The 18,874-nt window shown below is 57.1% G+C and carries 14 protein-coding genes; 5 read left to right on the top strand and 9 right to left on the bottom strand.

Annotated elements, in window-relative coordinates; all coding sequences use genetic code 11:
• Positions 1 to 79 precede the first annotated feature (79 nt).
• The 3 genes from ACDO57_RS10575 to ACDO57_RS10565 all read left to right on the top strand — a co-directional run bounded on the left by ACDO57_RS10575 (position 80) and on the right by ACDO57_RS10565 (position 5,262).
• Positions 80 to 2,791 carry a glycosyl hydrolase family 18 protein gene (locus tag ACDO57_RS10575; protein ID WP_370883947.1) on the top strand — a complete coding sequence of 904 codons (2,712 nt, stop codon included), beginning with the start codon at positions 80 to 82 and terminating at the stop codon, positions 2,789 to 2,791.
• A 106-nt stretch (positions 2,792 to 2,897) separates the two neighbouring features.
• Positions 2,898 to 3,338: a type III secretion system invasion protein IagB gene (iagB, locus tag ACDO57_RS10570; protein WP_024907827.1), complete on the top strand. Its 441-nt coding sequence runs from the start codon at positions 2,898 to 2,900 to the stop codon at positions 3,336 to 3,338.
• A 133-nt stretch (positions 3,339 to 3,471) separates the two neighbouring features.
• Positions 3,472 to 5,262 (top strand): glycoside hydrolase family 19 protein, encoded by a 1,791-nt coding sequence (locus tag ACDO57_RS10565; RefSeq protein ID WP_267216793.1) that lies wholly within the window; start codon positions 3,472 to 3,474, stop codon positions 5,260 to 5,262.
• A gap of 137 nt (positions 5,263 to 5,399) precedes the next feature.
• Here the strand turns inward: ACDO57_RS10565 and ACDO57_RS10560 are convergent, their stop codons facing one another.
• The 4 genes from ACDO57_RS10560 to poxB all read right to left on the bottom strand — a co-directional run bounded on the left by ACDO57_RS10560 (position 5,400) and on the right by poxB (position 10,711).
• Positions 5,400 to 6,413: an NAD(P)-dependent oxidoreductase gene (locus ACDO57_RS10560; protein ID WP_024907825.1), complete on the bottom strand. Its 1,014-nt coding sequence runs from the start codon at positions 6,411 to 6,413 to the stop codon at positions 5,400 to 5,402.
• 92 nt (positions 6,414 to 6,505) lie between these two features.
• Positions 6,506 to 7,942, bottom strand: coding sequence for a DUF2867 domain-containing protein (locus ACDO57_RS10555; protein ID WP_370883946.1), 1,437 nt, complete (start codon positions 7,940 to 7,942; stop codon positions 6,506 to 6,508).
• A gap of 10 nt (positions 7,943 to 7,952) precedes the next feature.
• Positions 7,953 to 8,954, bottom strand: coding sequence for a low-specificity L-threonine aldolase (gene ltaE, locus ACDO57_RS10550; RefSeq protein ID WP_048990963.1), 1,002 nt, complete (start codon positions 8,952 to 8,954; stop codon positions 7,953 to 7,955).
• Positions 8,955 to 8,992: 38 nt separating this feature from the next.
• Positions 8,993 to 10,711, bottom strand: a complete 1,719-nt coding sequence (gene poxB / locus ACDO57_RS10545; protein ID WP_370883945.1) for a ubiquinone-dependent pyruvate dehydrogenase — start codon at positions 10,709 to 10,711, stop codon at positions 8,993 to 8,995.
• A gap of 151 nt (positions 10,712 to 10,862) precedes the next feature.
• On the opposite strand from poxB, the gene ACDO57_RS10540 reads away from it, so the two are divergent.
• Complete coding sequence (locus tag ACDO57_RS10540) at positions 10,863 to 11,297, top strand: DoxX family protein (RefSeq protein ID WP_370883944.1); 435 nt, start codon at positions 10,863 to 10,865, stop codon at positions 11,295 to 11,297.
• A gap of 59 nt (positions 11,298 to 11,356) precedes the next feature.
• Here the strand turns inward: ACDO57_RS10540 and hcr are convergent, their stop codons facing one another.
• The 4 genes from hcr to aqpZ form a co-directional block, all read right to left on the bottom strand.
• Positions 11,357 to 12,325 carry an NADH oxidoreductase gene (gene hcr / locus ACDO57_RS10535; RefSeq protein WP_370883943.1) on the bottom strand — a complete coding sequence of 323 codons (969 nt, stop codon included), beginning with the start codon at positions 12,323 to 12,325 and terminating at the stop codon, positions 11,357 to 11,359.
• A 10-nt stretch (positions 12,326 to 12,335) separates the two neighbouring features.
• The gene (hcp, locus tag ACDO57_RS10530) at positions 12,336 to 13,988 is read right to left on the bottom strand and encodes a hydroxylamine reductase (protein ID WP_090417556.1); all 1,653 of its coding nucleotides are present in this window, start codon (positions 13,986 to 13,988) and stop codon (positions 12,336 to 12,338) included.
• Between the two features lie 144 nt (positions 13,989 to 14,132).
• Positions 14,133 to 15,032 carry a lysine exporter LysO family protein gene (locus tag ACDO57_RS10525; protein ID WP_370883942.1) on the bottom strand — a complete coding sequence of 300 codons (900 nt, stop codon included), beginning with the start codon at positions 15,030 to 15,032 and terminating at the stop codon, positions 14,133 to 14,135.
• Between the two features lie 171 nt (positions 15,033 to 15,203).
• Positions 15,204 to 15,899 (bottom strand): aquaporin Z, encoded by a 696-nt coding sequence (gene aqpZ, locus ACDO57_RS10520; protein ID WP_370883941.1) that lies wholly within the window; start codon positions 15,897 to 15,899, stop codon positions 15,204 to 15,206.
• Between the two features lie 291 nt (positions 15,900 to 16,190).
• Here aqpZ and ACDO57_RS10515 point away from each other — a divergent pair, with 291 nt between their 5' ends.
• Complete coding sequence (locus ACDO57_RS10515) at positions 16,191 to 17,849, top strand: ATP-dependent endonuclease (protein ID WP_024907817.1); 1,659 nt, start codon at positions 16,191 to 16,193, stop codon at positions 17,847 to 17,849.
• On the opposite strand, the gene ACDO57_RS10510 is transcribed toward ACDO57_RS10515, so the two are convergent.
• Positions 17,846 to 18,802: a VirK/YbjX family protein gene (locus ACDO57_RS10510; RefSeq protein WP_024907816.1), complete on the bottom strand. Its 957-nt coding sequence runs from the start codon at positions 18,800 to 18,802 to the stop codon at positions 17,846 to 17,848. The genes ACDO57_RS10515 and ACDO57_RS10510 overlap by 4 nt on opposite strands.
• Positions 18,803 to 18,874 lie beyond the last annotated feature (72 nt).

Below are 18,874 nucleotides of genomic sequence, written 5' to 3'. Positions count from 1 at the left end.
GCATTATGCAAATAGATTCCATGCTCTCAAGGAAGACATGGATTATTAACGTCACGAATAAATTTATCAGGAAATAAAAATGAAATTTATGAAGCCTAAATATCTGGCGCTCTTCATTGCGGCGGCATCCGGCTCCGCATTTGCAGCAGCACCGGGTACACCGACTATCAGCAGCGGCAATGATAAATTTGCGCTGGTAGAGGTAGACCAGGCGGCTCAGGACTACAACAGCCTTGTCAAAGTGCATAAAGATGGCGTGGATGTGAAAGTTGAGTGGAATGTCTGGAGTGGCGCTGCGCCAACGTCTGCAAAAGTTCTGCTTGATGGCACCCCTGTCTGGACCGGGGCCGGTAGCGCTTCCGGCTCCGCGACGTTTAAAGTGAAAAAAGGTGGCCGTTACCAGGAACAGGTTGAGTTGTGTAACGCCAGCGGCTGTACCAAAAGTGCCAGCAAGCTGATTATTGTGGCGGACACCGACGGCAGCCATCTGCTGCCGCTGAATACAACCATGAAAGAGAACAATAAAACCTTCTCTGAGCATACCGATAAGGTCGTCGGGGCCTATTTCCCTGAGTGGGGCGTATACGGCCGTAACTTCCCGGTTGATAAAATCCCTGCCGCTAACCTGAACCACATCCTGTACGGCTTTATTCCAATCTGCGGTGGCGATGGCATCAACGATGGTCTGAAAACCGTTGAAGGTGGTAACAGCTTCGCCGTATTGCAGCGTGATTGTGCAGGCCGCCCGGACTATACCGTGGCTATCCACGATCCGTGGGCTGCCCTGCAAAAACCGCAGGCTGGCGTGTCTGGATGGGATGACCCCTACAAAGGGAACTTCGGCCAGCTGATGGCGCTGAAAAAAGCGCATCCCGGCCTGAAAGTCCTGCCATCCATCGGTGGCTGGACCTTGTCCGATCCGTTCTTCCACATGGGCGATCCTGCGATCCGCGCTCGCTTTGTATCGTCTGTAAAAGATTTCCTGCAAACCTGGAAGTTCTTTGACGGTGTGGATATCGACTGGGAATTCCCAGGCGGCGGCGGTGTGAGTGAAAACCTCGGTAATCCGCAGCAGGATAAAGCGACCTACACTGCGCTGATGCACGATCTCCGTGCGATGCTCAATGAACTGTCAAGCGAAACGGGCCGTTCCTACGAGCTGACCAGCGCCATTGGCGCCGGTAAAGATAAAGTTGAGGATGTGGATTACACCACCGCTCAGCAGTATCTCGATCATATCTTCCTGATGAGCTATGACTTCTACGGCGGCTGGAGCAACACCGACCTGGGCCACCAGGCCGCACTGCGTGCACCGTCATGGCGACCAGATACCAACTACACCACCGAAAACGGCGTGAATGCGCTGCTTCAGCAGGGTGTACAGCCAGGTAAGATAGTCGTGGGTACAGGTATGTATGGCCGTGGCTGGACCGGCGTGCACGGCTACACCGGCGATAATCCATTCACCGGTACTGCAACCGGTATGGTGAAAGGCACCTGGGAACCGGGTGTTGTCGACTATCGCCAGATCGTAAATGAGTACAAAGGCAAGCCGGGTTGGGAGTATGGCTACGACGCGACTGCAGAAGCGCCTTACGTCTTCAACAAATCAACGGGCGATCTGATCTCCTATGAAGATGCCCACTCCGCGGCCGCGAAAGGCAAATACGTCCTGGCCAACAAACTGGGTGGTCTGTTCTCTTGGTCTATTGATGCTGACAACGGCGATATCCTGAACGCGATGAACGAAAGCCTGCTGGGCAGCACTACCCCGGTTGATCCGGTGGTGACTAACCATGCGCCAATCGCGTCATCTTCCGATCAGAACGTCTCAGGCCCGGCAACCGTTACGCTGGATGGCTCTGCCTCTACCGACCCGGATGGCGATGCTATCACCTACAAGTGGACCCAGATTTCTGGTCCATCGGTGACCCTCACCAACAGCACCAAAGCCAAAGCGACCTTCAACGTTGCGGCCGTGACCAGCGACCAGACCCTGGCGTTCCGCCTGACGGTAACGGATGCGAAAGGCCTGAGCAACGCAATTGATGTGCAGGTCGTGAACAAAGCGCCAAAAGCGAACCAGGCGCCGGTAGTCAATCAGATGGAAGCGGTAACGCTGCAGGCGGGTGAAACCTATGCTCTGCATGCCCAGGCGGCGGATCCTGACGGCGACGCGCTGACCTACGCCTGGAGCATTCCGGCGGATATGCACGCAACCGGAACCGATAGCGCGAACGTGACCATCACTGCGCCAGAGGTGACTTCAACGTCTACTTACACGCTGAGCGTCGTTGTCGGTGATGGTAAAACCAGCGTGCAGTCTAACGTGCAGGTTACCGTGAATCCGAAACCGGCTGAGGTTACGCCGCCGGCTGATGACGTGACCCCACCTGCTGACGAGGTTACCCCTCCGGCTGATGAGGTGATTCCGCCATCTGATGAAGGCTCTGCAGCCGGTAGCTGCGACGCGCCTGTCGATGCTAACGCCAGCAAATATGCCGCGTGGGATGCCAGCAAAATCTACAACAATGGCGATACCGTAAGCTTCGACCATCTGGTGTGGAAAGCGAAGTACTGGACCCAGGGCAACCAGCCCGGCTTCGGTGTTGATGCCTGGGAGCTGGTCAGCAATGTGAAGATGAACTGGCGATCTGACCTGGTCTACAACGGCGGCGAAACCACAACCTACCAGGGCAATGTTTACCGTGCCAAATGGTGGACCCGCGGTGATAACCCGGCTAAGAGCGATGTATGGGTGAAAGAAGGCCCATCAACAGACTGCAAATAATATAGCCCAGTAATCACTCACCACCCTTTTGGGGTGGTGAGTGATTCAAAATTCATTTTACAGGATGTTGCTAAGGAGAAATCACTGACGCTTACAGCAGGTAAACATGAAAAAGGTAATGTTGTTGTTATTGATAATAAGCCAAAGCGCGCTGGCAAACTGTTGGGATAAAGCGGCGCATTATTATCATGTCGATCCGTACTTATTATATGCCATCGCCAACGTTGAATCCGGCATGAACCCGTACGCGGTTGGTCAAAACCATGACGGCACGCGTGATGTCGGGCTAATGCAAATTAACAGCTCCCATTTTGCGCAGCTTGAGAGCAGGGGGATCGATGAATACCGGCTGATGACCGAGCCCTGTACCTCCATCATGGTTGGCGCTTCCATCCTGTCCGGGATGATTAAGGTCTATGGCTATAACTGGGAGGCGGTAGGTGCGTATAACGCCGGGTTAAAAAAAGAAAATTATCCGCAACGCATGAAATATGCCCATAAAGTCTGGGCGAAATATCAGCAATTGAAATTAGCGGCACGTTATTAAGGTTTTTTATTTTTGAAGAATTCCCGAGGGTGTTCTTCGAAAAATGAAAACAGATGTCAGTGGTTTATTTATTAACGGATTAATACATAAGCCGGGATTTTATAATTTAACTTCTATTAACAGGAATACAGAAATGAACAAAAGGACGTTACTGAGTGTACTCGTTGCCGGCGCATGCGTCGCCCCGTTTATGGCGCAGGCTGCCTCGCTGCAAGCAACCCCCAGCGAGCCGTACACCATGAAAGCCAGCGATCTGGCGAAGAAGGAAAAAGAACTGACCAGCTTCCCGCTGATGGCCTCCGTAAAAGAGACTATTCAGACGCTGGACAATGCTCAGGTAGAAATGATTGAGCCAGGCCGCGCGGCGAACCCTGAAAACGTGAAGCGCGTGGAAGGGATCGTGAAGGCCAGCGACTGGGAATATCTCTTCCCACTGCGCGCGCAGGCGTACACCTACAGCAACTTCCTGAAGGCGGTAGGTAAATTCCCGGCGCTGTGTAAGACCTATAACGACGGTCGCGACAGCGACGCCATCTGTCGTAAAGAGCTGGCTACCATGTTTGCCCACTTTGCCCAGGAAACCGGCGGCCACGAGAGCTGGCGTCCGGAGGCCGAATGGCGTCAGGCGCTGGTTCACGTGCGTGAAATGGGCTGGAGCGAAGGCCAGAAGGGCGGCTATAACGGCGAATGTAACCCTGACGTCTGGCAGGGGCAGACCTGGCCGTGCGGGAAAGATAAAGACGGCGACTTCCTGAGCTACTTCGGTCGCGGTGCGAAGCAGCTGTCCTACAACTACAACTACGGTCCGTTCTCTGAGGCGATGTACGGCGACGTGCGTACCCTACTCGAAAAACCTGAGCTGGTGGCGGACACCTGGCTGAACCTGGCGAGCGCGATCTTCTTCTTCGCCTACCCGCAGCCGCCAAAACCAAGCATGCTGCAGGTTATCGACGGCACCTGGCAGCCGAACGCTCACGATAAAGCCAACGGTCTGGTCCCTGGCTTCGGCGTGACCACCCAGATCATCAACGGCGGCGTTGAGTGCGGCGGCCCAACTGAAATTGCCCAGTCGCAAAACCGTATCAAGTACTACAAAGAGTTCGCGAACTACCTGAAAGTGCCCGTTCCGGCGAACGAAGTGCTGGGCTGCGCTAACATGAAGCAGTTCGATGAAGGCGGTGCTGGTGCCCTGAAGATTTACTGGGAACAGGACTGGGGATGGAGCGCGGATACCCCAACTGGCCAGACCTACTCCTGCCAGCTGGTGGGCTACCAGACGCCGTTCAGCGCCTTTAAAGAGGGTGACTACAGCAAGTGCGTGCAGAAGTTCTTTAACGTCAACATCGTGAACGACGATGGCTCTGCCACCACCCCGGACGAAACCCCGGTGACGCCAGCGCCGACGCCGGATGAAACCCCGGCTGAGCCGGTGGCGGTGAACCACGCCCCGGTCGCGCATATTGCGGGTCCAATTGGCGCCGTTGAAGCCGGTGCGCAGGTTTCTCTGAGCGCGGAAGGTTCCACAGACGCCGACGGTAACAAGCTGACCTACACCTGGCGTTCACAGGATGGTCAGACCGTGACCGGTCAGGACAAAGCGGTTGTGACCTTCAGGGCGCCAGAATCCGCCACAGCACAGCAGATTGAAGTGAGTCTGACCGTTAGCGATGGCGAACTGAGCAGCACCACCTCTTACCTTCTGAACGTGAAGGCGAAAGCGGCACCGTCTCAGGACGAAGGCACTTCCGGCTCTTACGCCGCGTGGAGCGCGAACAGCAAGTACAAGGCAGGTGATATCGTGAACAACCACGGTAAACTGTTCCAGTGCAAACCGTTCCCGTACAGCGGCTGGTGTAACAACGCCCCGGCATACTACGAGCCAGGCGCAGGTCTGGCATGGGCTGATGCCTGGACGGCACTGTAAAAGCAAACGGCAACCGAAAGGTTGCCGTTTTAGTATTTGCTCTTTCCCCTCACCCTAACCCTCTCCCCAAAGGGGCGAGGGAACAATACGGTGCAGTTGTAGGCCCGGTAAGGCGAAGCCGCCACCGGGCAGAAAGGCTAGCGATGAAGCTTCCCGTGATCCCGCAGCCACGCCGCGGTGCGCATAATCCCTTCATCCAGCGTCACAACCGGTTTATACCCCAGCTCATTCTCCGCACGCGAAATATCCAGCGTGAAGTCAAAGTTGAGTTTAGAGACGCCGTAATGCGTCAGCGCAGGCTCTTTGGCCGATTTACTGCCAAAACGCTCCATGCTGCGGGCAATCATATCCAGCATCGGGTAGGGCACGGAACGGATACGGCAGTCGATCTGCAACTCGTCGATCAACCGCTGCACAATGCTGCGCAGCGTGCACGGTTCGCCGTTAGTGATGTTGTAGGCGCGACCGGAGATCAGCTTATCGCAGTCCGGCTGGCTTGCCAGCCACATAGCGTGAACGGCGTTTTCGTAATAGGTCATATCCACCAGCGCATCGCCGCCGCGCGGCAGCAGCACGCTGCCGTAGTGGTGCATCATCTGCGCCAGACGCGGAATAAACACCTTGTCGTGCGGCCCGAACAGGCTCTGCGGACGCAGGACCGTAAAGCGGGTATGCGGGTTTGACTGCGCCAGCAGGTCAATCACCTCTTCGCTGGCCGCCTTGCTGCGGGCAAATTCACAGGCAAAACGAGCAGGGCGGAAATCTTCCTGCACGTCGCGATGGTGGTGATAGTCGAAATAGAGTGACGGTGACGAGATATGAATAAAGTTACGCACGCCCCAGGCAACGGCCCATTCACCCAGACGACGGGTGGCGCGCACGTTGGCGAGATCGAAGGCTTCCTGGGTCCCCCACGGGGAGGTAAAACTGGAACAGTGCCATAGCGTGTCGATACCGGCGAGCATCACCTTTGCCTGAGAGGAGACCAGCTCCGTCAGGTCAGCATGGACGAACTCTGCGCCCATTTTTTGCAGCAGTTTACCCATCGCTTCGTTGCGACCGGTAGCCCTGACGCTGATGCCTTTATTGCGCAGAAATTCGACCGCATTTCGGCCTAAGCCGCTGGTCGCCCCGGTAACCAGTACCTTCATAGCTATCCACTGTGTTGAAAAGAATTTCGTGCGCATTCTTTCGTGAATTACGGCGCTATGCAATGGGAAAGGTGAAAGAAAGAGAGTTTTATTTATATCTTTTCCGTCTTTTGTTCTGCCCGTTGCGCAATGCGTTTCGCCATTCCGCGGAAGATAAACAGGTGGGCAGGGATCATCAACAGCCAGTAGAACAGCCCCGGCATTCCGTGCGGATGCCACCAGGCGCGGACGTCCAGCTCCCGATGGTCGCCTTTGTCCTTCAGCGTAAAGCAGAGTCGTCCCAACCCCGGCGCTTTCATGCCGAACAGCAGCGCCAGCTGTTTTTCCGGCTCGACGATGATCACCTTCCAGCTGTCGACCGCATCGCCCACCTCAAGATACGGGCGTGCCGGGCGGCCTTTTGCCAGCCTGTGCCCCACCAGCAGATCCATTGCCCCGCGCGTTTGCCAGAGGATATTGCCGAAGAAATAACCGTCTTTGCCGCCAATCTGGTTCACCACCTCCCACAGATCTGCGAGGCTGGCAGAAGTCTTCACCGTGCAGCCCGCCTGTTTCGGGTAATAGCCATACTCCGGGCGCCAGCGGGCAAACGCCTGGGCGTCGTAGCCCCAGTCGCTGGAGTTCACCAGTTGCTCTTCCTCTTTCAGCGTATTACGCACGGCATCGTCAAAGCGGATCAGGTCCTGGGGTATGAGTGCCCGCAGCTCGCGATCGTCCGCCAGCAGATCGTGCTTCAGCCCCTGGATCAGCGCTTTGGCGGTCGTCGGCGGCACGGAGGTGATCACATTCAAAAACCACACCGAGATCCAGCGGGTTGGAAAGGGGATGGGGATCAGCCAGCGGCGGCGGCCGCTGACGCGCATGAAATGTTCGAACTGCTCCTGATAGCTCAGGACTTCAGGCCCGGCGGCCTCCAGCACGCGGTGCTGGTCGGTTGGGTGATCCAGCAATGCCACCAGATAATGCAGCAGGTTCTCCAGCGCAATCGGCGTGGTGCGCGAACGGACCCAGCGCGGCGGCGTGAGCACCGGCAGGTTATACACCATATCGCGCATCACTTCGAAGGCGGCGGAGCCTGCGCCGACGATAATTCCGGCGCGCAGTTCGGTGACGGGAATAGCAGCGCCGCGCAGGGTGTCAGCCGTCAGCTGGCGGGCGCGCAGGTGATCGGACTGCGCATGTTCGGGTGCCTGGAGCGAGCTTAAAAAAATTACCTGTTTCACCGGCGTTTGCAGAAGAGCATCGCGGACGTTCATCGCCACCTGACGCTCGTGGGCGATAAAATCCCCGCCTTCGCCCATGCTGTGCACCAGGTAGTAAAGCGTGTCGACCCCTTCCAGCAGCGCGGGAAGCTCCTTCGGCCAGTTGAGATCAACGTTGTGGCAGGTGACGCCAGGTAAACTGAGCTTTTGCAGGCGCTCCGTGTTGCGTGCCGCTGCCAGCACCCGGTGTCCCTGCTGGCTTAGCGCCGCGGTGAGGTGCTGACCGATATATCCGCTGGCGCCGAGCACCAGAATGCGTTGCGGCACGTGATGCTCCTTATCGCTGTAAAAACGCCTGCCAGTGTTTCACTACGTCCGCCAGCTGCTCGCGGCTGACGTCAAGATGCATGACCAGACGCACGACGGGTGAGGCGTTGATCAGCACGCCACGGGCTTTCATAAATTCCCCCAGCGCTGCGGCGCGATCCTCGCCCACGCGGACGAACAGCATGTTGGTGTCGTGGCGCATCACGTCGGCGCCAATCTCGCGCAGCTGAGCCGCCATCCACGCGGCGTTGTCGTGATCGTCCTTCAGGCGCGCCACGTTGTTTTTCAGAGCATACAGCCCCGCTGCCGCCAGAATACCCGCCTGACGCATGCCGCCGCCGGTCATTTTGCGCCAGCGGTTCGCGCGTTTGATGTAGTCCGCATTGCCCACCAGCAGGGAACCCACTGGCGTGCCCAGCCCTTTAGAGAGGCAGATGGTGAACGAGTCGCAGTATTGCGTAATCTCTTTCAGCTCGCAGCCGTACGCCACCACGGCGTTGAAGATGCGCGCGCCGTCCACGTGCAGGCCGAGCCTGCGCTCGCGGGTAAACTCCCATGCGGCTTTCAGGTATTCGCGCGGCAGCACTTTGCCGTTGTGGGTGTTTTCAAGGCTGAGCAGCCGGGTGCGGGCGAAGTGAATATCGTCGGCTTTGATTTTCGCCGCGACCTTATCGAGCGGCAGGGTGCCGTCCGGCGCGGCGTCAATCGGCTGCGGCTGAATGCTGCCGAGCACCGCGGCACCGCCGGCTTCGTAGAGGTAGTTATGCGCGCCCTGGCCCACGATGTACTCTTCACCGCGCTCGCAGTGGCTGAGCAGCGCCACGAGGTTAGCCTGCGTACCGGTTGGCAGGAACAGGGCGGCCTCTTTTCCGCTGAGCTCTGCGGCATAGCGCTGCAGTTCGTTTACCGTCGGATCGTCACCGTAGACGTCGTCCCCGACCGGGGCGGCCATCATCTCTTCGAGCATGGCGCGGCTCGGGCGGGTAACGGTATCACTGCGTAAATCGATCATGGCATGTCCTTATTATTAAAAAGGCGATGCCAGATGTTTTACCTGAGCCAGTTGGTTTTTGCCAGTTCGATCACCTCGTCACCGCGCCCGCTGATGATCGCGCGCAGCATATAGAGGCTAAAGCCTTTGGCCTGCTCAAGCTTGATCTGCGGCGGGATCGCCAGCTCCTCTTTGGCGACGACGACATCCACCAGCACCGGACCGTCGATGGAGAAGGCGCGCTGCAGGGCTTCATCCACCTCGGAGGCTTTCTCCACGCGAATACCGGTGATGCCGCAGGCCTCGGCGATGCGGGCAAAGTTGGTGTCGTGCAGCTCGGTGCCGTCCGTCAGATAGCCGCCAGCCTTCATCTCCATCGCCACGAAGCCCAGCACGCTGTTGTTGAAGACCACAATTTTCAGCGGGAGCTTCATCTGTACCACCGACAGAAAATCCCCCATCAGCATGCTGAACCCGCCGTCGCCGCACATCGCCACCACCTGACGCTCCGGCGCCGTTGCTTTTGCGCCCAGCGCCTGCGGCATGGCGTTAGCCATCGAGCCGTGGTTGAACGAGCCGAGCAGGCGGCGTTTACCGTTCATCTTCAGGTAGCGCGCGGCCCAGACCGTTGGCGTGCCCACGTCGCAGGTGAAGATGGCATCGTCGTCGGCGAAATGGCTGATCTGCTGCGCCAGATACTGCGGGTGAATGGCTTTGTCGCTCGGTTTGGCGAGGTCGTCCAGCCCCTTGCGGGCATCGCGATAGTCGCTCAACGCCTTATCAAGGAACTTGCGGTCGGTTTTCTCTTCCAGCAGCGGCAGCAGGGCGGCAAGGGTAGATTTGATGTCGCCCACCAGCGCCATATCGACCTTGCTGTGCGCGCCGATGCTGGCCGGGTTGATATCAATCTGAATGATTTTGGCATCCGCGGGGTAGAACGGACGATACGGGAACTGGGTGCCGAGCAGGATCAGCGTGTCGGCGTTCATCATGGTGTGGAAGCCGCTGGAAAAACCGATCAGCCCGGTCATCCCCACGTCGTAAGGGTTGTCGTACTCGACGTGCTCTTTGCCGCGCAGGGCGTGGACAATCGGCGATTTCAGCTTACCGGCAAATTCAAGCAGCTCCTTGTGCGCCCCCGCGCAGCCGCTGCCGCACATCAGGGCGATATTGCTGGAGTAACGGAGCAGCTGTGCCAGCTTTTTCAGCTCCTCCTCGGCTGGCGTCACCACCGGCTGCGGAGCGTGATACCAGTGGGTGCTGGCCCCTTCCGGCGCGGCCCTGAGGGCCACATCGCCCGGGATAACGACCACCGAAACGCCGCGGTTCAGCACGGCCTTGCGCATGGCGATAGCCAGCACCTGCGGGATCTGCTCCGGGGATGAAACCAGCTCGCAATAGTGGCTGCATTCACGGAACAGCTCCTGCGGATGCGTCTCCTGAAAATAGCCGCTGCCGATTTCGGAAGAGGGGATATGGGCGGCAATCGCCAGCACCGGCACGTGATTGCGGTGACAGTCGAACAGCCCGTTGATCAGATGCAGGTTACCCGGCCCGCAGGATCCGGCGCAGACGGCCAGTTCACCGGTAAGCTGTGCTTCAGCGCCTGCGGCGAAGGCGGCAACCTCTTCATGGCGGGTGGGCATCCATTCGATGGTCTTCATCTTGTTGAGGCTGTCGCTAAGTCCGTTCAGGGAATCGCCGGTTACGCCCCAGATACGTTTCACGCCAGCCTGTTCGAGCGTTTTCGCAATATATGCAGCCACGGTTTGTTTCATGGTTGTCCGTCTCCTTTTTGTGATATCGCTTACAAGCTTAGAAGAAAGTCTCCGTATTGCCCGTCATCTCCCCCTAATTAAAAGGTGCTTTTCACGCGCAATTATTCGGCATAATCTGGCAATACCTCGGTGAAAACAGGAATCATTTCAAATGGTTAAATCATTGTTAATTGCTGTTAATGAAAAGCTATCGTGCGACGAACTTGGCAAACTCTTGTTACGACTTGCCGTCGGCGGGCTGATGCTTTTTCACGGTTTGCACAAGCTTTTTGGCGGCGTGGGCTTTATCAGCGGCATGCTGGTAGAGAAAGGGCTGCCGGGATTTATCGCCTACGGCGTGTTGGTTGGCGAAGTGGTGGCGCCGCTCCTGATTATTGTCGGGCTTTTTACGCGCCCGGCCGCGCTGGTGCTGGCGTTTACGATGATCGTAGCGTGGCTGATGGTGGGAATGGGGGAAACGCTCGCCCTCGATAAGGTAGGCGCATGGGCGATTGAAAGCCTGGTGTACTTCTTTATCGGCTCGCTGGCTATCGCGTTTTTAGGGGCAGGGCGCTTTGCGGTAGGGAAAGGTCCGGCGTGGCGGTGAGGATAACAAAAGCCCGGTGGCGCTGACGCTTACCGGGCCTACGATCTAACATTTAACGTTTATGCGAGGACGAGATTGCCCTGTGGATGGCACGAACATGCCAGCACGTAACCCTCGGCAATTTCCGCGTCGGACAGCGTCATGGTGCTGGTGACGGTATACTCCCCCGAAACCACCTTCGTCTTACAGCAGCCGCACACGCCCGCACGGCAGGCAGCCACTACCGGCACCTTATTGCTTTCCAGCGCCTCCAGCAGCGTGGTCCCCACGCGGCCAAAGAAGGTCTGCGCAGGCTGCAGTTTGGTGAACTTAACGCCGCTGGTTGCCGCTTCCGCCACCGGCGTGAAGAACTGCTCTTTGAAGAAGCGGGTCACGCCAAGCGCTTTCACCTCTTTTTCCACGCTATCCATGTACGGCGCCGGGCCGCAGGTCATCACGGTGCGGTTCGCCATATCCGGCACGCTTTGCAGCAGCTCGCGGCTCAGGCGACCGGGCACAAAGCCGTGGGTCGCGTTGTGCTCAGCCACCAGCGTCACCGGATAATTCCGCCACTCATCGGCAAAAATCACATCTTCCGGAGAGCGCACGCTGAAGATCGCCTGCACGTCTGCCTGCGGGCGGTTCTTCGCCAGCCAGCGGCGCATCGACATAATCGGCGTTACGCCACAGCCCGCCGCCAGCAGCAGGAATTTATCGTCTGCTTTGTCGTCACAGGTGAATTCCCCCTGTGCGTCAGACAGCCAGATATAATCCCCGCGCTTCACGTCCCGCGTCAGCCACTGCGAGCCCGCGCCGTCATCAATACGGCGGACGGTAAGCGTGATGTACTCGCTCACGCCCGGCGTGGAAGAAAGGGTGTAGGCGCGCAGGGTGTCTGCCGAATGGCGAACGCTAACCAGCGCATACTGACCCGCACGGTACGGATAGTAGTCATGGCAAAGCAGCGACAGCGTCCACACATCCGGCGTCTCCTGATGGATGTGATGAACCTGCATCCGCCACGGACATTGTGGGGTTGGCATGGTCATGAGTTACTCCTTACGCGCTCAGCAGCTGCTTCATATCATCTTCGACGTTGGTCACGGAACGCAGACCGAATTTCTCGTTCAGCACCGCCAGCAGGTCCGGCGTCAGGAAGCCGGGCGCGGTCGGGCCGGTCACGATGTTGGTGACGCCGAGAGAGAGCAGGGTCAGCAGGATGACGATCGCTTTCTGCTCAAACCATGACAGCACCAGCGACAGCGGCAGGTCGTTCACGCCGCAGCCCAGTTTCTCCGCCAGGGTAACGGCCAGAATGATGGCCGAATAAGCATCGTTACACTGGCCCGCATCGATCAGGCGCGGCAGACCTTCGATGTCGCCGAAGTCCAGCTTATTGAAACGGTATTTTCCGCACGCCAGGGTCAGGATCAGGCAGTCTTCCGGCACGCGGGTGGCGAAATCGGTGAAGTAGTTACGCTCGCCGCGCGCGCCGTCGCAGCCGCCAACGAGGAAGATGTGGCGCAGCTTTTCACGGCTGACGAGGTCGATCAGCGAATCAGCGGCACCCAGCAGGGTTTCACGACCAAAGCCGACGGTGATCAGGTGCGGGATCTCGCTGTACGGGAAGCCCGCCATCTGCTGCGCCTGGGCGATAACCGGACCGAAATCGTCGCCTTCGAGGTGGCTCACGCCCGGCCAGCCGACGATGCTGCGGGTCCAGATACGGTCGTCATACGCGCCGACGGTAGGGTCGATGATGCAGTTAGAGGTCATCACGATAGGGCCCGGGAAGCGGGCAAACTCCACCTGCTGGTTCTGCCAGCCGCTGCCGTAGTTACCGATCAGATGCTTAAATTTACGCAGCTCCGGGTAGCCGTGCGCCGGGAGCATTTCGCCGTGGGTATAGACGTTAACGCCGGTGCCTTCGGTTTGCTTCAGCAGGTTGTAGAGATCTTTCAGGTCGTGACCGGAAATCAGGATGCACTTGCCTTCGGTCGCTTTAACGTTGACCTGCGTCGGCGTCGGGTGGCCGTAGGTGCTGGTTTCACCGGCATCCAGAATGCTCATCACGCGGAAGTTCATCTGGCCGATTTCCATTGAGCACTCAAGCAGGGCATTCATATCGGCAGGCCAGGTGCCCAGCCACGCCATGATTTTGTGGTACTGGGCGTAGATGTCGTTGTCGTATTGACCGAGCACGTGCGCGTGTTCCATATAGGCCGCCGCGCCCTTCAGGCCGTACAGGCACAGCAGGCGCAGGCCGAGAATGTTCTCGCCAATCGCCGCCTTGTCTTTATTCGGGGTGAATTCTGCCGCCTGACGCTGGAGGTCGCCCAGATCGTCGCTGATCAGCTGAAGTTCTGACATCGGATTTTCCACGTGGGCGCTGGCGTCCGCCTTCAGGCACTGTGCTTTCAGCGCTTCACGCAGGGCAATCGCTTCGCGGGCATAGCCGACAATGCGCGGAGAGTCGAAGTTAACGTTGGTCAGCGTGGAGAAGAAGGCGCGCGGGGCGAAGCTGTCGACGTAGTGGTCGACAATGCCGTATTCACGGGCCTTGAACGCCCAGGCGGAAAGGCCTTGCAGGGCCGCAATCAGCAGGTCCTGCAGGTCAGATGTTTCTGCGGTTTTGCCGCACATACCCTGTGCGTAAGAGCAGCCATTGCCTGCCGGGGTACGGATGGTTTGTTCACATTGCACACAAAACATAATCACACCTGTTAAAGTTATATTTGATATACATGTTTAAGGTTATGCTTGTGCCAGAACGGTGAAAAGGGCTTTCTGCTACAAAATAGAGGGAGATTGATTTAGCGCAATTTTGGCGGCAGGAAACCTACCGCCAAAGAAGTATCAGGCAGAGAAGAAGGCCATCAGGACCGGAACCAGCAGACTTAAAATAAAGCCGTGTACGATAGCCGCGGGCACCATCTCCAGCCCTCCGCAGCGCTGTAGTACCGGCAGGGTAAAGTCCATCGACGTTGCGCCGCACAAGCCCAGCGCGGTGGAACGACTGCGGCGAACCAGGCTTGGGATCAGCATGATGGCAATCAGCTCTCGCGCCAGATCGTTAAAGAAAGCGGCGCTGCCGATCACCGGGCCGAATGATTCGGTCAGCAGAATACCGGAGAGGGAGTACCAGCCAAAACCTGACGCCATCGCCAGGCCGGTTTTCAGCGGCAGATCGAGAATAAAGGCGTTAATGACGCCCGCCACCATTGAACTGGCGACAACAATCACGGCAACCATCATTCCCCGACGGTTGAGGACAATTTGCTTCAGGGTCATGCCATTATTTCGCAGCTGAATACCGATCAGGAACAGCAGGAAGATAAGCGTATATTCGCTGGCCTCTGTCGCGTGCTGTAAAAATGCCCAACCGGTCAGTCCAAGAAGAAAACCGAGCACCACGACGCCGCACAGTTTTAATGATTCCAGCGCCATGGCAATTCGTGAAGGGAGTTTTTCCTGATGATGGTGATTTTTCCATGGAATAGTTCGTTCCAGCAACAGCAGCGCGGCAATATTGCACAGTAAAATAACCACCACGGTGACGACAGAATAATGGAGGATGGAGAGTAAATTCGCCGACAGGTTATCCAGGAATGCCAGGCTTATCCCCATGAAGAAAAGAATGACGTAAACAATCCAGCTGAGAAAACGGTTGATAAGCCGTAATGCAGATTCCTGATGCAGCGGGATAAGGTAGCCCACAATCAGGGGCAGCAGAATAATGAGGAGTCCTGAAAACATGAACAGCCGGTCCTTTTGAGTATCTGTTGAGCGCCAGAGACACTACCCAATAAAGGCTGTCAGGTAAAGGAGCAATAAAAAAGCCGGGTGGCGGCTACGCCTTACCCGGCCTATAAAGTGGACTCTAACGTAGGTCGGGTAAGCGTTAGCGCCACCCGACACCGCGCTCGATTAATCGCGTTTTTCCAGCAGGGTGCGGTACAGCACGCCGCCCAGGATACCGCCGATAATTGGCATCACCCAGAACAGCCACAGCTGTTGAATCGCCCAGCCGCCCTGGAAGATGGCGACGGCGGTGCTGCGTGCCGGGTTAACGGAGGTGTTGGTGACCGGAATTGAAATCAGATGGATAAGCGTCAACGCCAGGCCAATCGCAATCGGGGCAAAACCGGCTGGCGCGTGTTTGTCCGTTGCGCCGTGGATCACCAGCAGGAAGCCGGCGGTCAGCACAATTTCAATCACGATGGCAGACAGCATGGAGTAACCGCCCGGAGAGTGTTCGCCGAAGCCGTTAGAGGCAAAGCCGCTGGCCGCCGCGTCGAACCCGGCTTTACCGCTGGCAATCACGTACAGAACGCCAGCTGCAATAATACCGCCAACCACCTGCGCCACAATGTAGCCAATCACGTCTTTTGCCGGGAAACGGCCGCCCGCCCATAAACCTAATGTCACTGCTGGGTTAAAATGACCACCGGAAATATGTCCCACGGCAAACGCCATGGTTAATACGGTTAAACCAAACGCCAGCGCGACGCCGACAAAACCAATACCCAATTCCGGGAATGCTGCTGCCAGAACGGCGCTACCGCAGCCACCAAATACCAGCCAGAATGTACCAAAGCATTCTGCCGCTAATTTTCTAAACATAACCACCTCAAAATAATTATCCGCACTCTTTCCCGCGCGCGGGATATATCGTCATAAAGGGATGACGACTCAAAGAGTCTCTATTCTAAAAAATAACAACACCCCTTCGCCACTTAAATAAATTCTGTTGGTTTGATTTTAGGCAATGCGATGTCAATCCTTGTTCAAATTAGCGGTAAATAGAGCATAGACTAATTCTCGCAAGGGTGAACGTTGTGCTGTCGTGACAGAACGCCTCCCGCTATACTGCTGATAACTTGAAGGAAAAAGTGATCATTTGTCGGGGGATTTATGCTTCTCGAACGTGTGGAAATTGTCGGGTTTCGTGGTATTAACCGTCTGTCGCTGCAGCTGGAGCAGAACAACGTCCTGATCGGCGAGAACGCGTGGGGTAAGTCCAGCCTGCTGGATGCGCTGACGTTATTGCTTTCGCCCGAAGACGATCTGTATCACTTCGTCCGCGACGATTTCTGGTTCCCGCCCGGCGACGTGACGGGGCGCGAGAAGCACCTGCATATCATCCTGACCTTCCGCGAATCCGAGCCCGGACGGCATCGGGTGCGTCGCTTCCGCCCGCTGTCACCCTGCTGGGTGCCGTGCGATGACGGTTTCCACCGGATTTTCTATCGGCTGGAAGGGGAGATGGCGGAGAACGAGGGGGTACTCACCCTGCGTGATTTTCTCGATGAGAAAGCCAACCCGATCCCGCTTGAGAATATCGACGATTTGGCCCGCCACCTGATTCGCCTGACGCCGGTGTTACGCCTGCGCGATGCGCGTTTTATGCGGCGTATTCGTAACGGTACCGTACCCAATATGCCGGACGTGGAAGTCACCGCCCGCGAGCTGGATTTTCTGGCAAGAGAGCTGGTGTCGCGTCCGCAAAATCTGACCGATGGTCAAATCCGTCAGGGGTTGTCCGCAATGGTGCAACTCCTGGAGCACTATTTTTCCGAGCAGGGAACCTCTGAGTCGCGTCATCGTCTGATGCGCCGCCGTTCTCATGATGAGCAGCGCAGCTGGCGTTACCTCGACATCATTAACCGAATGATTGACCGGCCCGGCGGTCGTACCCATCGGGTGATTTTGCTGGGGCTGTTTTCAACGCTTCTGCAGGCCAAAGGCACCGTTCGTCTTGACCGGGACGCCCGGCCGCTGCTGCTGGTGGAAGACCCGGAAACGCGGCTGCATCCCATCATGCTCTCCGTGGCATGGCATCTGCTGAATCTGCTGCCGCTCCAGCGCATTACGACCACCAATTCCGGTGAATTATTATCGCTGACGCCGGTAGAACACGTCTGCCGTCTGGTCCGTGAGTCCTCCCGCGTCTCCGCTTTCCGGCTTGGTCCGGGTGGTTTGAACGCGGAAGACGGGCGGCGCATCGCGTTTCATATTCGCTTTAACCGCGCGTCGTCGCTCTTTGCCCGCTGCTGGCTGCTGGTGGAGGGGGAAACGGAAACCTGGGTTATCAACGAACTGGCGCGCCAGTGCGGCCACCATTTTGATGCGGAAGGCATTAAGGTGATTGAATTCGCCCAGTCGGGACTAAAGCCGCTGATAAAATTTGCTCGCCGGATGGGGATCGAGTGGCACGTTCTGGTCGACGGTGATGAGGCGGGCAAAAAATATGCCTCGACCGTACGCAGCCTGCTGAATAACGAGCGTGAGGAAGAGCGCGACCATTTAACCATGCTCCCTGCGATGGACATGGAACACTTTATGTACCGTCAGGGGTTCGATGACGTCTTCCACCGCATTGCCATGGTGCCGGTCGATGTCCCGATGAACATGCGGCGCGTGATCGCCAAAGCCATTCATCGTTCGTCAAAACCGGATTTAGCCATTGAAGTGGCGACGGAAGCGGGAAGGCGGGGCGTAGAGGCGGTACCGACCCTGCTGCGGAAGATGTTTTCCCGCGTGCTGTGGCTGGCACGCGGGAAAGCGGATTAGCGTTGGGTCGCCTGTTTCACCTGCTGAATCAGGCTATCCAGCAGCTCGTAGCGGCGGCGATATTCGGAGCGTTTTTTGCTGGCGATCTCTTCCATCGGTTTACGCGGCATGACGAGCGGCAGCATAAAGTTACCGTTATCCTGTTTTTCACCGCCGATAGAGATCCAGAAACTGTCGTAATCGGCCAACAGCTTCCCCTCTTTTTTCTTGCGGTAGCGCCAGCTGCGATAAATATGGGTATCGTTACTGACGGCGATAATCTGTTCTACCGGGAAGGCGGTGCCGAGGGTCATGGCGGCCTCGACCAACAGACGTTTCGGGAACAGACCATGGCAGGCTTTCGTCGCACCCTGGATCAGCTCATGGGGAACATGCGCTTTTGCCCCTTGCAAACCGCCAATGAACAGCGTCGATTTTCCCTCAAACTGGCACAGGGTGAAGGTCATCTCGGCCAGCACCGTATTCTGATGGTCGCAGAAGGCGAGGGTGGCTTCCCCTTCTTTATCCAGAAACGCATCGGCGCACAGACGGACGGTAAATTGCTGTTCATCTTTGCCGGTTAAGGTCAGCAGGGTGAAGCCCTTCTTCGAAAAATAACCCGTTAGCAGCGTCACCGGAAGCTGGCGGCTCATCGTCTGATAGTGCCAGTTGAGGGATTCCAGCGCATGCTGTCGATCCATATTCACCGTCAACCAGGGACGATGCAACCGACACGGTAGCCCTGGTTGTACCTGCAGCATCTGCATCAGACGTGGTTGTTTTGCAAGACTTGTTAACAGGCGCGCAGTGCTAATGGGTGTCGCCAGTGAACGTAACATGAATTTACGTCGATAGGCGGGGTTTTGCCACGCCAGTCCTGGTTTGAGCTTACCGAAAGCCAGATTTTTGAAGAGCTGCCAGCCAGATTTAGGCTGAGGCAAGTTTGAAAAAGGTGTATCGACGATGGAAGACATGATAGATCCTGCTTCTTGATGAAGATCTCCATTTCAGCAGGCGAACGTTCAACGTCTCGTAAACAAATTGTG

The organism is Enterobacter cloacae complex sp. 2015409 (assembly GCF_041365315.1).
Lineage (GTDB): Bacteria > Pseudomonadota > Gammaproteobacteria > Enterobacterales > Enterobacteriaceae > Enterobacter > Enterobacter pseudoroggenkampii.
This window is presented reverse-complemented; position numbering and strand designations above follow the sequence as displayed.

Bases quoted from the DNA above. Each gene is read 5' to 3' on its own strand.
- ACDO57_RS10575 (WP_370883947.1), top strand. From the start codon at position 80: ATGAAATTTATGAAGCCTAAATATCTGGCGCTCTTCATTGCGGCGGCA.
- iagB (WP_024907827.1), top strand. From the start codon at position 2,898: ATGAAAAAGGTAATGTTGTTGTTATTGATAATAAGCCAAAGCGCGCTG.
- ACDO57_RS10565 (WP_267216793.1), top strand. From the start codon at position 3,472: ATGAACAAAAGGACGTTACTGAGTGTACTCGTTGCCGGCGCATGCGTC.
- ACDO57_RS10560 (WP_024907825.1), bottom strand. From the start codon at position 6,413: ATGAAGGTACTGGTTACCGGGGCGACCAGCGGCTTAGGCCGAAATGCG.
- ltaE (WP_048990963.1), bottom strand. From the start codon at position 8,954: ATGATCGATTTACGCAGTGATACCGTTACCCGCCCGAGCCGCGCCATG.
- poxB (WP_370883945.1), bottom strand. From the start codon at position 10,711: ATGAAACAAACCGTGGCTGCATATATTGCGAAAACGCTCGAACAGGCT.
- ACDO57_RS10540 (WP_370883944.1), top strand. From the start codon at position 10,863: ATGGTTAAATCATTGTTAATTGCTGTTAATGAAAAGCTATCGTGCGAC.
- hcr (WP_370883943.1), bottom strand. From the start codon at position 12,325: ATGACCATGCCAACCCCACAATGTCCGTGGCGGATGCAGGTTCATCAC.
- hcp (WP_090417556.1), bottom strand. From the start codon at position 13,988: ATGTTTTGTGTGCAATGTGAACAAACCATCCGTACCCCGGCAGGCAAT.
- ACDO57_RS10525 (WP_370883942.1), bottom strand. From the start codon at position 15,032: ATGTTTTCAGGACTCCTCATTATTCTGCTGCCCCTGATTGTGGGCTAC.
- aqpZ (WP_370883941.1), bottom strand. From the start codon at position 15,899: ATGTTTAGAAAATTAGCGGCAGAATGCTTTGGTACATTCTGGCTGGTA.
- ACDO57_RS10515 (WP_024907817.1), top strand. From the start codon at position 16,191: ATGCTTCTCGAACGTGTGGAAATTGTCGGGTTTCGTGGTATTAACCGT.
- ACDO57_RS10510 (WP_024907816.1), bottom strand. From the start codon at position 18,802: ATGTCTTCCATCGTCGATACACCTTTTTCAAACTTGCCTCAGCCTAAA.